Genomic DNA, 14,119 nt, shown 5'->3' on the forward strand with positions numbered 1-14,119 from the left:
ATAAATTGGTACAAAACCTAGTGGCAAAATATACAAAACCTGCCGTCAAGCTACATACAGTCAGGCTACAGTCAAGCTACAGCCATTAAAGAGAAAGTAGACTAATATGCAAACTATGGAGCGGGCGATGGGATTCGAACCCACGACCCCAACCTTGGCAAGGTTGTGCTCTACCCCTGAGCTACACCCGCTCACCGATTCGAAACATATTTTGCTTCAGATGCTGCTTGTATGGCGTAGGCTTTTGCGAATTGCAACAAAAAAATAACATTTCTGTTTGATTTATTGACTCATGTTTCAAAAAGAGAAATAAGGATTGATTTTGGAAGATTCTTCAGTAATAAATTACTTCCTTTAATTGATTGTTGCAAAAAGGGGCGGAGTAAGATGTTGAGAAGAGTAAATGTATTATGGATTGCAGTTGCAGCTGTTTTTATCATCAGTAGTTTTGCAAAGGCGAGTGATCACGTTAAACATGTTAAAGTTGCACTTACACAAATTATGGTACATCCTGCTGCAGATGCAGTTCGTAAAGGTGTGGAAGATGCGCTCGCAGAAAATGGTTATAAGCAAGGTGAAAATTTCGAACTCACTTTTTTATCAGCGCAGGGCAATATTTCTACAGCAACCCAAATTGCACGTAAATTTGTTGGTGATAAACCTGATGTGATTGTTGCAATTAGTACGCCTTCAGCACAGACAATGTTCGCAGCAACGAAAACAATTCCTATTGTCTTTGCTGCGATTTCTGATCCTATGGGAGCGAAAATCGTGTCTTCGCTTACCAAGCCTGGTGGCAATGTGACTGGAGCTTCTGACCGTATAAATGTTGTAGAAAGCCTCAAGCTTTTGCAAGAAGTGAAACCAGATTTGAAAAAACTTGGTTATCTTTATAACGCTTCTGAAGCCAATTCTGTTTCAACACTTAAGGTGTTAAAAGATGCAGCGAACAAAGTGAGAATAGAAGTCATTCCTTCATCGGCGTCTAAACCTTCTGATGTTCAGGCGGCGACACGCGCTTTGGTTGGTAAGGTGGATCTTATTTTTATTCCCGCTGATAATACGGTTCTTTCTGTTTTAGAGGGAGCATCAAAAGTTGCACAGGAAACAAACATTCCTTTATTTACTGTCGATTCTAACTCTATTGGACGTGGTCCTTTTATGACTCAGGGCGTAAATTTCTACGATGTGGGGGTTGAGGCTGGGAAATTGGTTGTGCGTATTCTGGAGGGTGAAAAGCCTGGAGATATTGATGTTGTGCATGCAGCTAATAATGACCTCCGAATTGATATGAAAGCAGCCAAAAAAGCTGGTATTGTTATACCTCAGACAGTTATTAAACGCGCAACAAAAATTCTTCAATAGGTTTCCATTCATATGACGTTGACACAGTAAAAGTATGTTAAATTTTCATGGAGTGGTCTTTGGATGAGTATATTTGCGTTTTCTGGTGCTATAGAGTTAGGCCTTGTTTATGCATTTGTTGCACTTGGAGTTTATCTTTCGTTTCGCGTTTTAGATTTTCCTGATTTAACTGTCGATGGTTCGTTTCTTCTTGGATCATGTGTTTGTGGTGTTTTGATTCTTTTAGGTTTCAACGCATGGATTGCTATGGCATGTGCTTTTTGCGCGGGTATGGTGGCAGGTTTATTAACAGCTTTGCTGAATTTACATTTTGGTATTTTAAATCTTTTGGCTTCCATTTTAACAATGTCAGCACTTTATACGATTAATCTTCGTATTATGGGGATTATGGGAGGCTCTAATGTTAATTTGGCACTTTCTGATACTGCTTTAACACCCTTGTATGATTTGTTTGGCTTGCCTGATATTTTTGTGCGTCCTCTTTTTGTTGGTGCTGTATTGCTGGTTGTGGCATTTTTGGTTTGGCGCTTTTTGGAAAGTGAAATCGGTCTTGCTATGAGAGCGATGGGTGCTAATCCACGGATGGCTACGGCGCAAGGGGTTCATACGTCAGCGTTGATTTATTTTGGCATGGGGCTTTCAAATGCTTGTGTTGCGCTTGGTGGTTCTCTTTATATTCAAACTGCGATTGCTACCGATATTACCGGTGGAGCTGGTACAATTGTTTTTGGTTTAGCGGCGGTTATTATTGGGGAGACTCTTTTTCGTACGCGCAATATTTTTTGGATTATTGTTAGCTGTATTGTGGGGTCTGTACTTTATCGTGTAGCAGTGCAATTTGCGTTTGAGGCAAACGGGATTGGTATTGATACGTCGACAGATCTTCAATTGATCACTGCGCTTTTAGTTGTTTCAGCCCTTGTTATACCACGCTATTGGGGGAGGCATAAACATGATTGAGTTTTCTCATGTTGGGGTTACGTTTAAACCGAAGACGCCTTTGGAAAAACAGGCATTAATTGATATTAACCTCAAGATTGATCGGGGCAGTTTTGTTACGGTTATTGGTTCAAATGGTGCTGGTAAATCAACTTTGCTTAGTGTTTTAGCAGGTGCAACTCTTCCTACGGAAGGAAAAGTGGTGATCAATGGACAAAATGTTTCTAGGCAATCTGTAAGTGAGAGAGCTGGGGGGGTTGCTTGTGTTTTTCAAGATTCATTAATAGGAAGTTGTGGTTCTTTAACAATTGAAGAAAATTTGGCTCTTGCTGCTCTTCGGGGGAGTCGCCGCGGTTTGCGTTCAGCCTTAAATCATGAAAAACGGCAATTTTTCCGAGATGAAATTGCTCAATTAGGTATTGGTCTTGAAGCGTATATCCATAATCCTATGGACAGTTTATCAGGTGGACAACGTCAAGCAGTTTGTCTTGTGATGGCTACTTTAGCGCATGCGGATGTTTTATTGCTTGATGAACATACCTCAGCATTAGATCCAGGAATGGCTGATTTTGTGATGCGGTTAACCGAAAAAATCGTTGAAGAGAAAAAATTGACAACTATTATGGTAACGCATTCTATGCGTCAGGCTCTTGATCATGGAGATCGGACATTGATGTTGCATGGTGGAAAAGTGATTTTTGATGTGTGTCAAGAAGAACGTAAGGGTTTAAATGTAAATGATTTAATTGGTATGTTTCAGAAAGTTCGCGGGGAAGCCCTTGATGATGATGAACTGTTAATGGATTAATATTTTGGCTCAGAAAAAAGCGCATGAAGTTGACACTTTTCTAACGCGTCTTTCACGTTCTTTTCCTATCGTTCTCATTTACGGACCAGATCGCGGTCTTGTTTGTGAACGTGCGCAGCGTTTTGCTAAGCTTACACAAGTTGCGGTAGAGGATCCATTTTCAACGATTCGTTTGGATGCTACTGAGATTGATAAAGATCCTGCTCGTTTAGGAAATGAAGCGCGTACTTTATCGCTTTTTGGGGGAGATCGTTTGATATGGGTTTCTCATGGTGCTAACCAAAAAGGTTTTCTGACAGCTTTAAAGCTTGTAATTGAGGAACCCCCAGAAGCGTGTTTTATTCTTATTGAAGCAGGGGATTTGAAAAAAGGAACGGGTTTACGCAATGTTGTTGAAACGGCATCAAACGCGATGGCTCTTCCCTGTTTTGCGGATGATGCTCGTTCTCTTGATGGCTTGATTGATGAGATTTTAGGGCATTTTAAGAAAACCCTTTCTTTGAATGCGCGTAAGTGGTTGCATGAAAGTTTGGGAGGGGATCGTCTTGTTTCACGCAGTGAATTGGAGAAGCTTTGTCTTTTTGCTTCAAATGTCCATATTACTCTTGAAGATGTGAAAGCTATTGTAAGCAATGTGAGTGCTCTTTCTTTAGATGAAGTGATTGATGCTCTTCTATTGGGTGATGTATCAAGTTTTGAAGCTCATTTTAGTCGACATGCAACACTGCATGGTGCGCTTTTTTTTATTTTGAGTACGGCACAAAGGCATTTCCAGCAATTACAGCTTTTGCGTTATCAAGTGGAGGTTGAAGGGAAAGCGCCTTTTACAGTGGTTTCTCAAGCGCGACCACCGATTTTTTTTCAACGGAAAAAAATAGTTGAACAGGCTTTAAGATATTGGAAATTAGAGCATATTTCCTACGCAATGGAGAGAATTCAAAGCGCTGTTTTAGATAGCCGTAAGAATCCACTTTTGGGTGAAGCTATCATTCGTCAAGTTTTGCTAGGGCTTACAATTGCTGCGCGGCGCAAAATGGCTGGTTAAAATATTCAGTTGTGTTTTTGGTGGTTTATTTGAAAACCTTTTATGAAATAAGTTTTTTCTCATAAGATTTATTTGTTTTTTGAAAGCTAAAGATAGCGGTTTTCAAAAGTGGATATGACATAATTTGCATTTATCATTCTTGTAATCTGTTATGGTGATAATCAGAGGCTTATGGAGAGAAAACTTTTTGTTTTTATGCCTTTGATGAAAGATAAATATTATTTTTATCTATGAATTTGTTTCATAATAAGGATATTAAGTTACTCACAGAATTTTCTTTGTGGGAGAACGCGTTTGCCTCATTGGCTTGATTTATGGCGTTGAGGGAAGAAAACATACTTTTAGAATTACGGCATCTTTTTGCACGATTTGTTTAACGGAATTTTCAACATTAGAAAATTATATTGACTGTTGTTATCAGAGAGTTTGGTACAATGTAACTCAAGCACTATACGAAGATTAGTATCTGTTTAGTAATGCATGCTTGTAAGCAATGAATTGTCAGATTTTAGGGTTTGATGTTACGTTTTCTATTACTTATTTTTTGTGCATTTTCTAGGTAAAAATGATCTGTTAGTGGTTTGCGCAGAAGATTATTGGGCTGCGTGTGGTTTTATTTGTTCTTTTATCGGTTGTGGTTTTTTAAATGTTTGGTACATAAATCTTGAACAAATAGAGAGAAAAATCGTGGTTTTGTTACCTTTTTCAAAGAGTTTTTAAAGGTGAAAGATGCTCCATATTCAGTTTGAAAAAATAGCACTCATTGGAATCGGTCTTATTGGTTCTTCTTTAGCAAAAGTGATTAAAAAGAAAAATCTTGCAGTTCAAATTTCTATTGCAACACGACGGCAAGAAACTTTGAAAAGGGCGCGTGAGTTGGAACTTGGGGATTTTTATACAACCGATAATGCAGAAGCTGTTGAAGGGGCAGATTTAGTGATTGTCTCTGTTCCTGTTGGAGCGAGTGCAGAGGTGGTAAAAACTATTCGTAATCATTTAAAGGCGGGAGCGATTATAACTGATGTTGGCTCTACAAAAGCCTTGGTTATTGAGGAAATGGCGCCTTTATTACCCAAAACAGTTCATTTTATTCCTGGCCATCCGATTGCGGGAACTGAATATTCAGGACCGGATGCTGGTTTTGCTGATTTATTTATGAATCGCTGGTGTATTTTAACTCCTTTTGCTGAAAGTGATGCTGTAGCTGTCACACAATTGACAGCGTTTTGGGAGGCTTGTGGTGCGCGTGTCGAGAAGATGACTCCTAAACATCATGATCTTGTTTTGGCGATTGTTTCGCATTTGCCGCATTTGATTGCTTATAATACTGTTGGGACAGCGAGTGATTTAGAAAAAGTGACGAATTCAGAAGTGATTGCTTATTCTGCGTCGGGTTTTCGTGATTTTACGCGTTTAGCATCTTCTGATCCTGTTATGTGGCGAGATATTTGTTTGCATAATAAGGATGCTATTTTAGAAATGTTGAGCCGTTTTAATGAAGGGCTTGCTTCTCTAGAACGGGCAATTCGTTTGGGAGATGGCGAAACACTTTTTAACTTTTTTACGCGTACGCGTGCTGTGCGTCGTAGTATTATTGCTGCGGGACAGGAAATTGATGTTCCTGATTTTGGACGTCATAATGTTTCTAAAGAGAGGGGATAGAAACAAAGTTTTTTCTAGAAATCTATATTCCTTTAAGTTGCGAATTGCCGTAAAGAAGATAAGTGATTGATCGGGTACAGATGACTAAAGTTTAAAAGGTTTTATGTGTGCAAGATTATTATCTGTGGCATGTGATGCATAAGGAGATCACGAGATTTAGAAGAAGGGCTCCCGAATTAAGGGGTTGTGGATCTTTATATAACGCGTTGCTTTTTTGTGCTTATGTTAAGGATTATTTCTAGGCAATCTCACGCACTGCGTTTATACTTAGATTGCTCTTTCGCGGCATTTGGCATATTCTGAAGTTTTAAAAAGTTATTTGGTATGTATCCAATTTGTAATATCACAGGTTGCTTTGGGTAGGTTTTTGTAGACGCCTACCTGTTTTGCCGACTATATGAATGGGTTGATATGGATAGATTTTATCGTCTTTGGTAGGTGTTCTTTGCGGTTTTGCTACGAAGTGAGGCTTGACCATATTGATCATTGTACTTTATAATTGGTAGAGGTTCGTTTTTAGATTTTAATGATTTTTATAGAGCTTGAATAAGTTAGAAAGAGTGTTACCAGAAAGTATTAAGATTTGTTAAGAAATATCTTTTGGTATAGCTATCGTATTCTTGTTGATGCAGTAAGCCATTATTGGCGTGGTAATGGTAGTGCTTTTGCCAGTCATATCGCTCTTTCTGGGCTTTTAGCATTTTTCCCTTTCGTTATTTTTGGGACATCTCTTGCCAGTTTTATCGGTGCTTTTACTTACACGCCGCAAAAAATAAAAGCGCTTGTACAGTTGTTGCCAGATGTCATTGCAGAGCCTTTATTTCAGGAAATTATCAATGTTTTAACTATTCAGCGAAGGGGTGTGTTAACACTTTCTGTCATTGGAGCAGCCTATTTTGCTTCTAATGGGATAGAGGCTTTGCGTACAGCTTTAAATAAAGCTTATCGCGTTGTTGATCGACGTAGTTTGTTGTTTTGTCGTTTTCAAAGTTTGTTTTTTGTAATTCTTGGTACCGTTGGTCTTGTTGTGATCAGCTTTTTATTGATTTTGGCACCTTTACTGATCAAAATTATGCAAAATCATTCTTTTTTTATTACCGAATATATTGGTATAATTCGTTTATGGCGTTACATAATTGCAGCAGTTGTTCTCTTTGTAAGTCTTTTGATCGTTCATAAATGGTTACCAGCAGAGCGGCGGAAATTGGTAGATATTTTACCAGGAATCGTAGTAACGATGTCAGTGTGGTTTATGGCTTCTATTGCTTTTGCGCAATATTTAACGATGTTTGATTATATTTCTACTTATGCGGGGTTAGCATCTATTATGGTTGCGATTATTTTTCTTTACATGTTGAGCGCAATTTTTATTTTGGGAGGTGAAATAAACGCAGCAATAATGTTTTATCGCAAGCATTTACGATTTTCAGATGAATGAAAGAACCTATTATTGTGTGAAAGCCAAGTAACGAATACACGAGCAAAACCTGCCATCACTTTGTTGATTGATGCAGATGCTTGTCCTGTAAAAGCAGAAATTTATCGTGTTATGAATCGTTATCAGTTAAAAACCTTTGTTGTAGCAAATCGTTTTTTCTCTCTTCCAGATGAAACACTCATTGAAAGAGTGGTCGTTTCTGGCGGACTTGATTGTGCGGATGATTGGATTGTAGAACATGTACATGAAGCTAGTGTTGTTGTTACTAGTGATATCCCTTTAGCAGCACGCGTTGTGCGGGCTGGAGGCGTTTGTCTTTCGCCAGTGGGGCGTGTTTTTGATGCAAGTTCAATCGGTCAAGCGTTAGCTATGCGCAATTTGATGGAAGATTTACGAGGACAAGGGCATATAACAGGAGGACCTCGTCCTTTGTCTCGCAAAGATCGTTCTGCTTTTTTGTCAGCACTAGATCTCGTTATACAACGTTTAAAAAGGCGCGGTTATTAGGTTATTGTGCTTCTTTTATAACAGCTTTTATAAGCGCTTTTGCATCATCATTGGCCCATGGAGCTGCACCATTGAATGAAGCAATAAGGTACCCCTCTTTATTGATAAGAAGTGTGACGGGTAACCCTAAAGCAAGCCCTTGTTTTCTAACGTTGTTGAAAATATCCATTGTTTCATCGCGATAATAGAGTAAATTATCAGCGTGAACATCTTGTAAAAATTTCTGAATTTTTTCAGAAGAGGCTGTTTTGTCTATATTAATAGCTATGACATCAAAATTTTCTCCACCCATCTCACGTTTTAATTGCGCTAGTTCGGGAATTTCCGTGCGGCAGGGGGCACACCAAATAGCCCATAGATTGATCAACAGCGGTTTTCCGGTAAATTCAGCGAGTTTGTGATCTTTTTTTTGAATATCTTTGAAAGAAAGTTGATTCATATCTGAGAGTGTATCAGCAAACCGCATGTGGGTAAAAAAGCCTTTTGCTGCTTTTCTGATTGCTGTTATTTTTTCTTCTTGCGTTTTTTCGGCATTTTTTCCGGAAATGGTGAAAGAGGACATTATCTTGTCATGAGGGCTTTTTATTGCGTATAAACTGATAGCGGCTAAGATCACGATAACAAAAAATGATGCGATGAAGAGCTTCTTTTTGTTCTTCTTTTTTTGAGTTTGAGGAATCATGGTTTTTATCCTTTTTATGGGTGTTTTCAGAGTATGACAGGTAAGAAGTTAAATAACCAATATGGGGTGACTATTTTATAGCAGGGCCTGCGGCAATTATAGAAAAAATTAATGCTGCGATTGATTTTGGTCAAAAAATTTATCGGCAACATATTGAAGGTTCACTTGCTCATGCTGCTATTTTGGTGCAAACGGGGATTATTTCACAATCAGATTATGAAAAAATTGTTCATGGTTTAGAGCTTATTCGTCAAGAAATTGAGGGCGGTAGATTCGTTTTTTCCCGAATGCTTGAAGATATTCATATGAATATTGAATCACAGTTGAGAGAGTTGATTGGTTCTGTAGCAGGGTATTTGTATAGACGGCGCCTTTACGCAATGATCAAGTTGCTGTTGATTTACGTCTGTAGGTATGTGAGGCGTCGCAGAGAATAGCAGCAAGCTTTAAAAAGATTAATAGGGCAATTGCTTGTTCGAGCAGAACAGCATATCGGTATCTTTATGCTAGGTTTTATGTATTTACAATCGGCACAGCCTGTAACATTTTATCTTATATGATGGCTTATGCTGAAATGTTTGATCGAAGTTTATCACGAATATGCGATGTAGTTAAGCGAATGAATGAATCGCTCTTGTGGGCTACGGCTTTGTAAGTACAAGCTTTCTGATTGATCGTTTTATGACGGCAAAAGCGTTAGATTTTCAAGAACCAGTATGTAATTCAATTGATAATGTTTTTGATCGTGATTTTGCGTTGGAGTTTTTAAGCGTTGGTGCTCGTTGTGCAACGCATCTTTCGCGTTTAGCAGAAGAAATTGTCCTTTGGTTTGAGTGAATAATTTCATTTTATTCGTTTATCTGACGCTTTTTCAAACGGTTTATCCATTATGCCACAAAAGAGAAATCTTGATGTTGCGAAATTTGTGCGTGTAAAAAGTGGGTAGCTGAATGGGGATGCGATTGGATTGTTAACAGTGTGAAAGAATTGCCACTTGCTCATTCAAAAGATATGCAGGAAGATAAAGAATGTTTGGTTTGATGGGGCTTTGTGTCTAGAGTTAGCGCTGGAAGTAATGACAGGGATTATGGGTGATCTTAAAGTTAATAAAGGAGCTGTGAAACAAGCAGCTGATTCTGGTTATGTAACCGCAACTTATGCAACAACGACGAATTTTGTCGATTGATTTGTGCGTGAGTTAGGGCTTCCTTTTCGTGAAGCACACCATATTATGAGGTGTGGTATAGCATTGGCAGAAACGAAACAATGTGCTTTGAATGATTTGCCATTGGTTGAACTTCAAGCGATATATCCAGATATTCATGTGGCGTTTTTTGATTTTTTTTCGGTTGAAAAATCAGTTAAAAGCCGTAAAAGTTTTAATGGAACAGCGCCTTCAGAAATATTTTGTCAATTGCCTATTGGAAAAAACGCCTTGTAACTGTCTGAATGGTTGGATTGTAAATCCAAAAAATAATAAAAAGAAGTATTGATAGGAGAAAAAAGGGCGTATGAAAATCATTTTAAAGAATTTAACAATTGTCCTTTTGGGGTGTGTTGTTATTGTTGGGTGCGGTCGTAAAGGGCCATTAGAGGTGCCTTATTCAACTATGGAAAAGCCTGTGCGAGGAGCACCTTCTACTAAAAGTGAAGAAGATAAACCTTTTGTGCTTGATCGTTTGATACAGTAAGGGGAGAATATGCATTTTTTCACTTATCATCAAGGCATACTTCATGCTGAAGGGCTTTCGCTTTCTGCTCTTGCTCAGGATGTTGGAACACCTTTTTATTGTTATTCTGCTAATGCGTTGGTGGAGCGTTTTCAAGAGTATCAAAGGGCATTTCAAGAGATGCCCAGTTTGATTGCTTATGCGGTTAAAGCCAATTCTAATCAAGCTGTTTTACGGCTTCTTAGCTTGAATGGATCGGGAGCTGATGTTGTTTCAGAAGGTGAGTTGCGGCGTGCTCTTGCTGCTGGGATTCCTGCGAAGCGTATTGTTTATTCTGGTGTTGGTAAAACAGTGCAAGAGATAGATTTTGCCCTTTCTCAGGATATTTACTGCTTTAATGTTGAATCAGAGCCGGAACTCGAACAATTGTCAGCTCGTGCTGTTGCACTTTCAAAAACAGCACGGATTTCACTACGCATTAATCCAGATGTTGATGCAAAGACTCATGAGAAAATTACAACGGGAAAATCTGAGAATAAATTCGGTATTCCGCTGTTGTTGGCAAGAGAAGCCTATAAAAAAGCGGATTCTTTACTTGGATTACATGTTTGTGGTGTCGACATGCATATTGGCAGTCAGATTTGTGATTTAAAACCATTTGAGGAAGCATTTCTTATTATAACAGATTTTGTGCGTCAATTGTGGAGCGATGGTTATGCGATAACGCATATAGATATTGGTGGTGGGCTTGGTATTGCATACGGTAATGAACAGCATAACATACCTTCTCTTTTTGATTACGCAGCGCTTGTAAAGAAGCATATTGCACCTTTAGGGATCAATATTATCGTGGAGCCGGGACGTAGCATTGTTGGCGAAGCTGGTGTGTTGGTGACTTCTGTTCTCTATTTAAAAAGAGGGAAAGGGCGAAATTTCGTTATTGTTGATGCGGCAATGAATGATTTTATACGTCCAACGCTTTATGATGCTTGGCAGAATGTAGTGCTTGTGAAACAAGCACCAAATGATGTGCCGCTTATTCGGGCAGATATTGTTGGTTCAGTTTGTGAAACCGGAGATTATTTGGCATTAGATCGTTGTGTTCCTATCTTGGCACCAGGTGATCTTTTGGCATTTACGGGAGTGGGCGCTTATGGTGCGGTGATGGCGAGTACCTATAATAGTCGGCTTTTGGTGCCAGAAGTTCTTGTTCAAGATACGCGTTACGCGATTATTCGTCCGCGTCTTGATTATGCGCAATTGATAGGCTGTGACCATATTCCAGATTGGCTCGAGTGTTGTTAAGTGTTTGTGGTCTTATTTTTACTAAACTTTGATGAAACAATTTATTTTCTGGAAATAGTTTTGTATGGGTTTTATAATCATAATTCGCCACTGTAAAAGGGGACAAATTTTTGTCTATGAAAAATGAAAACATTAGAAGTTTTGCAAGAATAAAGCTTTTGTATGTGCGCATTTTAATGTGGTTTATCCTCTCATTTGAGCGGATATGGGTACAATTGTTGCCGTTTTTCTTAATTCTTAGTCTCTTTTGTTCGCTTAGTTGGTTTGGTATTTTTGGTATTCTAGATTATTGGCTACATTTACTCTTACTTGGGTTTATGCTTTTTTTTGCTGTGGGGAGTTTGTTTTTTCTTATTCATTTTCGGTTTCCTACAACGAGGGAAATTAATCAGCGTCTTGAAAAAGAAAACGGTCTTAAAAATCAGCCTTTAAGCGTTCAGACGGATCATTTATGTTCCGAAAATAGTGAAGATTTTAGTGCTATTGTTTGGCGTGAACATCAACGCCGTATGGCGAAGCAATTATATCATTTAAAAACCGGATTTATCTATCCTAATAGTGCAGCTCGTGATCCTCTAGCACTGAGGACTTTATGTATTCTCCTTTGTGTGTGTGCCTTTAGTTTTTCTTTTGGCTCATGTGGGGGGCGTTTGGCAGATGCGTTCGATTTCCGCCCTCTTGTTGATGAAACATCCATGCGGATTGATGCTTGGGTAACACCTCCTGCTTATACCGGTGTTGCGCCTATTTATTTAACAAAAGATGAAAAAACACAGCTTGCAGTTCCTGAAGGGAGTAACGTCGTTGTACGTATTTTCAATGGTGCTGGTGTTACGGTGGAAGCAAAATTTGAAAAAGATGCGCGCGAAGTTTTGTTTTCAAAGAAAAATGAAAAGGTGGCTTTGGATGATTCAGTTGTTCATTTTGAAACACATTTAAAACATTCAATAGTTTTGTTTGTCTCATCACGCCACAAGCAACAACAGTGGCATTTGCAGGTGATTAAAGATCAACCTCCAACAATTCGTTGGCTAGAAAAACCGGGGCGGATTTTGACTGGTTCATTAGAACTTCAGTATGAGCTGGATGATGATTATGGTGTGACAAAAGCTTTTGTTGCAATAGAGCCTTTTTTAAATCAGCACAAAAATACTTCCTCTCTTTATAAGGCACCTGAAATAAAACTTCTTCTTCCACGTGGTGGAAAGGGTAAAATGAGGACGGTACAAGATGTAGCGACGCATCCATGGGCTGGTTCAGAAGTTAAAATAACTTTGGTGGCAGAAGATGGTGCGGGGCAGCAAGGTCGTAGCAAAACTTTTGTTATGACATTACCACAGCGTGTTTTTTCTAATCCTGTTGCGCGCGCAGTGATTGAATTGCGTCGTTTGCTGGTTCTTAATGCTTGCGCAAAAGAGCATGTACTTGATATGCTTTCTGCTTTGTTTGTGCGCCCAGAAGAGGGGCTTAAAAATATCACACATTTTCTTGTTTTACAGAGTGCCTGGACAAGGCTTTCTATGGCAGAAACAGAGGATGATTTGCGCAGTGTGGTCGATTATTTATGGCAGATAGCTTTGGGTATTGAAGGCAATCAGTTCGAATCTGTTCAGAAAAATTTAAAACAAGCACAAGCTGCTTTACGTGATGTACTTCGTTATGGTGCTCCAGCTACAGAAATTGAACGCCTTATGGCAGATTTACGTCAAGCTATGGATGATTATATTCACACTTTGGCTGAAAATGCACAAGACAAGAGCAGCCCTAACAAAGGCAATTTTAGCCGTCCAAATCTTTCAGAAGATTCATTACAAAAAAAGCTCGATTTAATTGAAGAAATGGCCAAGGTGGGCTCTTCATTAGCAGCCGAACAGCTGTTGGCTGAAGTTGAACAGACTCTTGATCATTTGCAAGTGCAAAAAGGTAATCAAGGTGAGGAGAAGAGTCAGAGTAAATCTGCACAAATGAAAGAAAAAATGGATCATCTTGGAGATTTGATGCATCGTCAGCAAGAAATTCTCAATGAAACACATCAATTAGAAATGGACCAACAGCGTGGAGAAACTATACCGGAAAAGCAAAGAAAATCTTTAAAAAAACGTCAAGCTGAGTTGCAGTCTGAATTATCAATGTTAGAAAAAGAATTATTAGCGCAAGGGTTTAAACCAAATGGTGCATTCAAAAGGGCAGAAGAAAAAATGAACTCTGCAGAAAATGCTCTTGAACACGGAAATAATAAAATATCCATACAAAATCAGTCAGATGCTTTAGAATCTTTGCGGCAAGGTGCGCAAAATATTTTAGAAAAAATGCGTGAAGTACTTAAAGAAGCCGGAGAAAATCAAAATGCTGTTTCTAGTCCTGAAGATCCGCTGGGACGCTCACTTTCTCCAAAAACGGATCAAGAAGGGCAGGAGGGTATGGCTATACAACAAGAAAGTAATCAAATGCGTGCGCGACAAATTTTGGAAGAAATTCGCAAACGTCTTGGTAAGGAGCATATTCTGGAAGAAGAAAAAAACTATCTTGAAAGACTGCTTCATTTTAATTAATCACTTTGTATTTCTTTTAACTGATGTCAAAAAGGATGCGTTGGAAGTTTTTTCAGGATGCGAAATTCAAGGATAAAAAGAATGGTGAAAGTGCTTGTCATGAAGTGATCCTAGAATATTCTATACGTTTTTTGTTATTTGGGTTT

Annotated in this window: 11 protein-coding genes, 1 tRNA gene and 1 pseudogene; 11 read left to right on the top strand and 2 right to left on the bottom strand. The window is 38.7% G+C overall.

Features of this window, described 5'->3' with window-relative positions:
- Positions 1 to 116: 116 nt before the first annotated feature.
- Positions 117 to 191: transfer RNA gene (locus tag GQO39_RS05145), tRNA-Gly, on the bottom strand.
- Between the two features lie 196 nt (positions 192 to 387).
- On the opposite strand from GQO39_RS05145, the gene GQO39_RS05150 reads away from it, so the two are divergent.
- The 7 genes from GQO39_RS05150 (at position 388) to GQO39_RS05180 (ending at position 7,764) form a co-directional block, all read left to right on the top strand.
- Complete coding sequence (locus GQO39_RS05150) at positions 388 to 1,365, top strand: ABC transporter substrate-binding protein (RefSeq protein WP_156851212.1); 978 nt, start codon at positions 388 to 390, stop codon at positions 1,363 to 1,365.
- Positions 1,366 to 1,428: 63 nt separating this feature from the next.
- Positions 1,429 to 2,325 (top strand): ABC transporter permease, encoded by an 897-nt coding sequence (locus GQO39_RS05155; RefSeq protein WP_156851213.1) that lies wholly within the window; start codon positions 1,429 to 1,431, stop codon positions 2,323 to 2,325.
- Positions 2,318 to 3,112 carry an ABC transporter ATP-binding protein gene (locus tag GQO39_RS05160; RefSeq protein ID WP_156851214.1) on the top strand — a complete coding sequence of 265 codons (795 nt, stop codon included), beginning with the start codon at positions 2,318 to 2,320 and terminating at the stop codon, positions 3,110 to 3,112. Before GQO39_RS05155 ends, GQO39_RS05160 begins: the two co-directional genes overlap by 8 nt.
- Positions 3,113 to 3,116: 4 nt before the next feature.
- Positions 3,117 to 4,157, top strand: a complete 1,041-nt coding sequence (holA, locus tag GQO39_RS05165) for a DNA polymerase III subunit delta (protein WP_156851215.1) — start codon at positions 3,117 to 3,119, stop codon at positions 4,155 to 4,157.
- Positions 4,158 to 4,886: 729 nt separating this feature from the next.
- Entirely contained in the window at positions 4,887 to 5,819 is a 933-nt protein-coding gene (locus GQO39_RS05170; protein WP_156851216.1) for a prephenate/arogenate dehydrogenase family protein, read from the top strand.
- Between the two features lie 583 nt (positions 5,820 to 6,402).
- Positions 6,403 to 7,257 carry a YihY/virulence factor BrkB family protein gene (locus GQO39_RS05175; RefSeq protein WP_156851217.1) on the top strand — a complete coding sequence of 285 codons (855 nt, stop codon included), beginning with the start codon at positions 6,403 to 6,405 and terminating at the stop codon, positions 7,255 to 7,257.
- 12 nt (positions 7,258 to 7,269) lie between these two features.
- On the top strand, positions 7,270 to 7,764 hold the full coding sequence (locus GQO39_RS05180; RefSeq protein WP_156851218.1) for a YaiI/YqxD family protein: 495 nt from the start codon (positions 7,270 to 7,272) through the stop codon (positions 7,762 to 7,764).
- 1 nt (position 7,765) lies between these two features.
- Here the strand turns inward: GQO39_RS05180 and GQO39_RS05185 are convergent, their stop codons facing one another.
- A complete protein-coding gene (locus GQO39_RS05185) occupies positions 7,766 to 8,446 on the bottom strand; it encodes a TlpA disulfide reductase family protein (protein ID WP_156851219.1) in 681 nt (226 codons plus the stop codon).
- Between the two features lie 59 nt (positions 8,447 to 8,505).
- Between GQO39_RS05185 and argH the strand changes: the two are divergent.
- The 4 genes and pseudogenes from argH (at position 8,506) to GQO39_RS05205 (ending at position 13,973) form a co-directional block, all read left to right on the top strand.
- Positions 8,506 to 9,895: pseudogene (gene argH, locus GQO39_RS05190) on the top strand (argininosuccinate lyase).
- A gap of 62 nt (positions 9,896 to 9,957) precedes the next feature.
- Positions 9,958 to 10,137: an LPS translocon maturation chaperone LptM gene (gene lptM, locus GQO39_RS05195; protein ID WP_156851220.1), complete on the top strand. Its 180-nt coding sequence runs from the start codon at positions 9,958 to 9,960 to the stop codon at positions 10,135 to 10,137.
- A gap of 9 nt (positions 10,138 to 10,146) precedes the next feature.
- On the top strand, positions 10,147 to 11,421 hold the full coding sequence (gene lysA / locus GQO39_RS05200) for a diaminopimelate decarboxylase (RefSeq protein ID WP_156851221.1): 1,275 nt from the start codon (positions 10,147 to 10,149) through the stop codon (positions 11,419 to 11,421).
- Between the two features lie 116 nt (positions 11,422 to 11,537).
- Positions 11,538 to 13,973 carry a TIGR02302 family protein gene (locus GQO39_RS05205; protein ID WP_156851222.1) on the top strand — a complete coding sequence of 812 codons (2,436 nt, stop codon included), beginning with the start codon at positions 11,538 to 11,540 and terminating at the stop codon, positions 13,971 to 13,973.
- The last annotated feature ends 146 nt before the right edge of the window (positions 13,974 to 14,119 follow it).

The organism is Bartonella refiksaydamii (assembly GCF_902652675.1).
Classification (GTDB): Bacteria; Pseudomonadota; Alphaproteobacteria; order Rhizobiales; family Rhizobiaceae; genus Bartonella; species Bartonella refiksaydamii.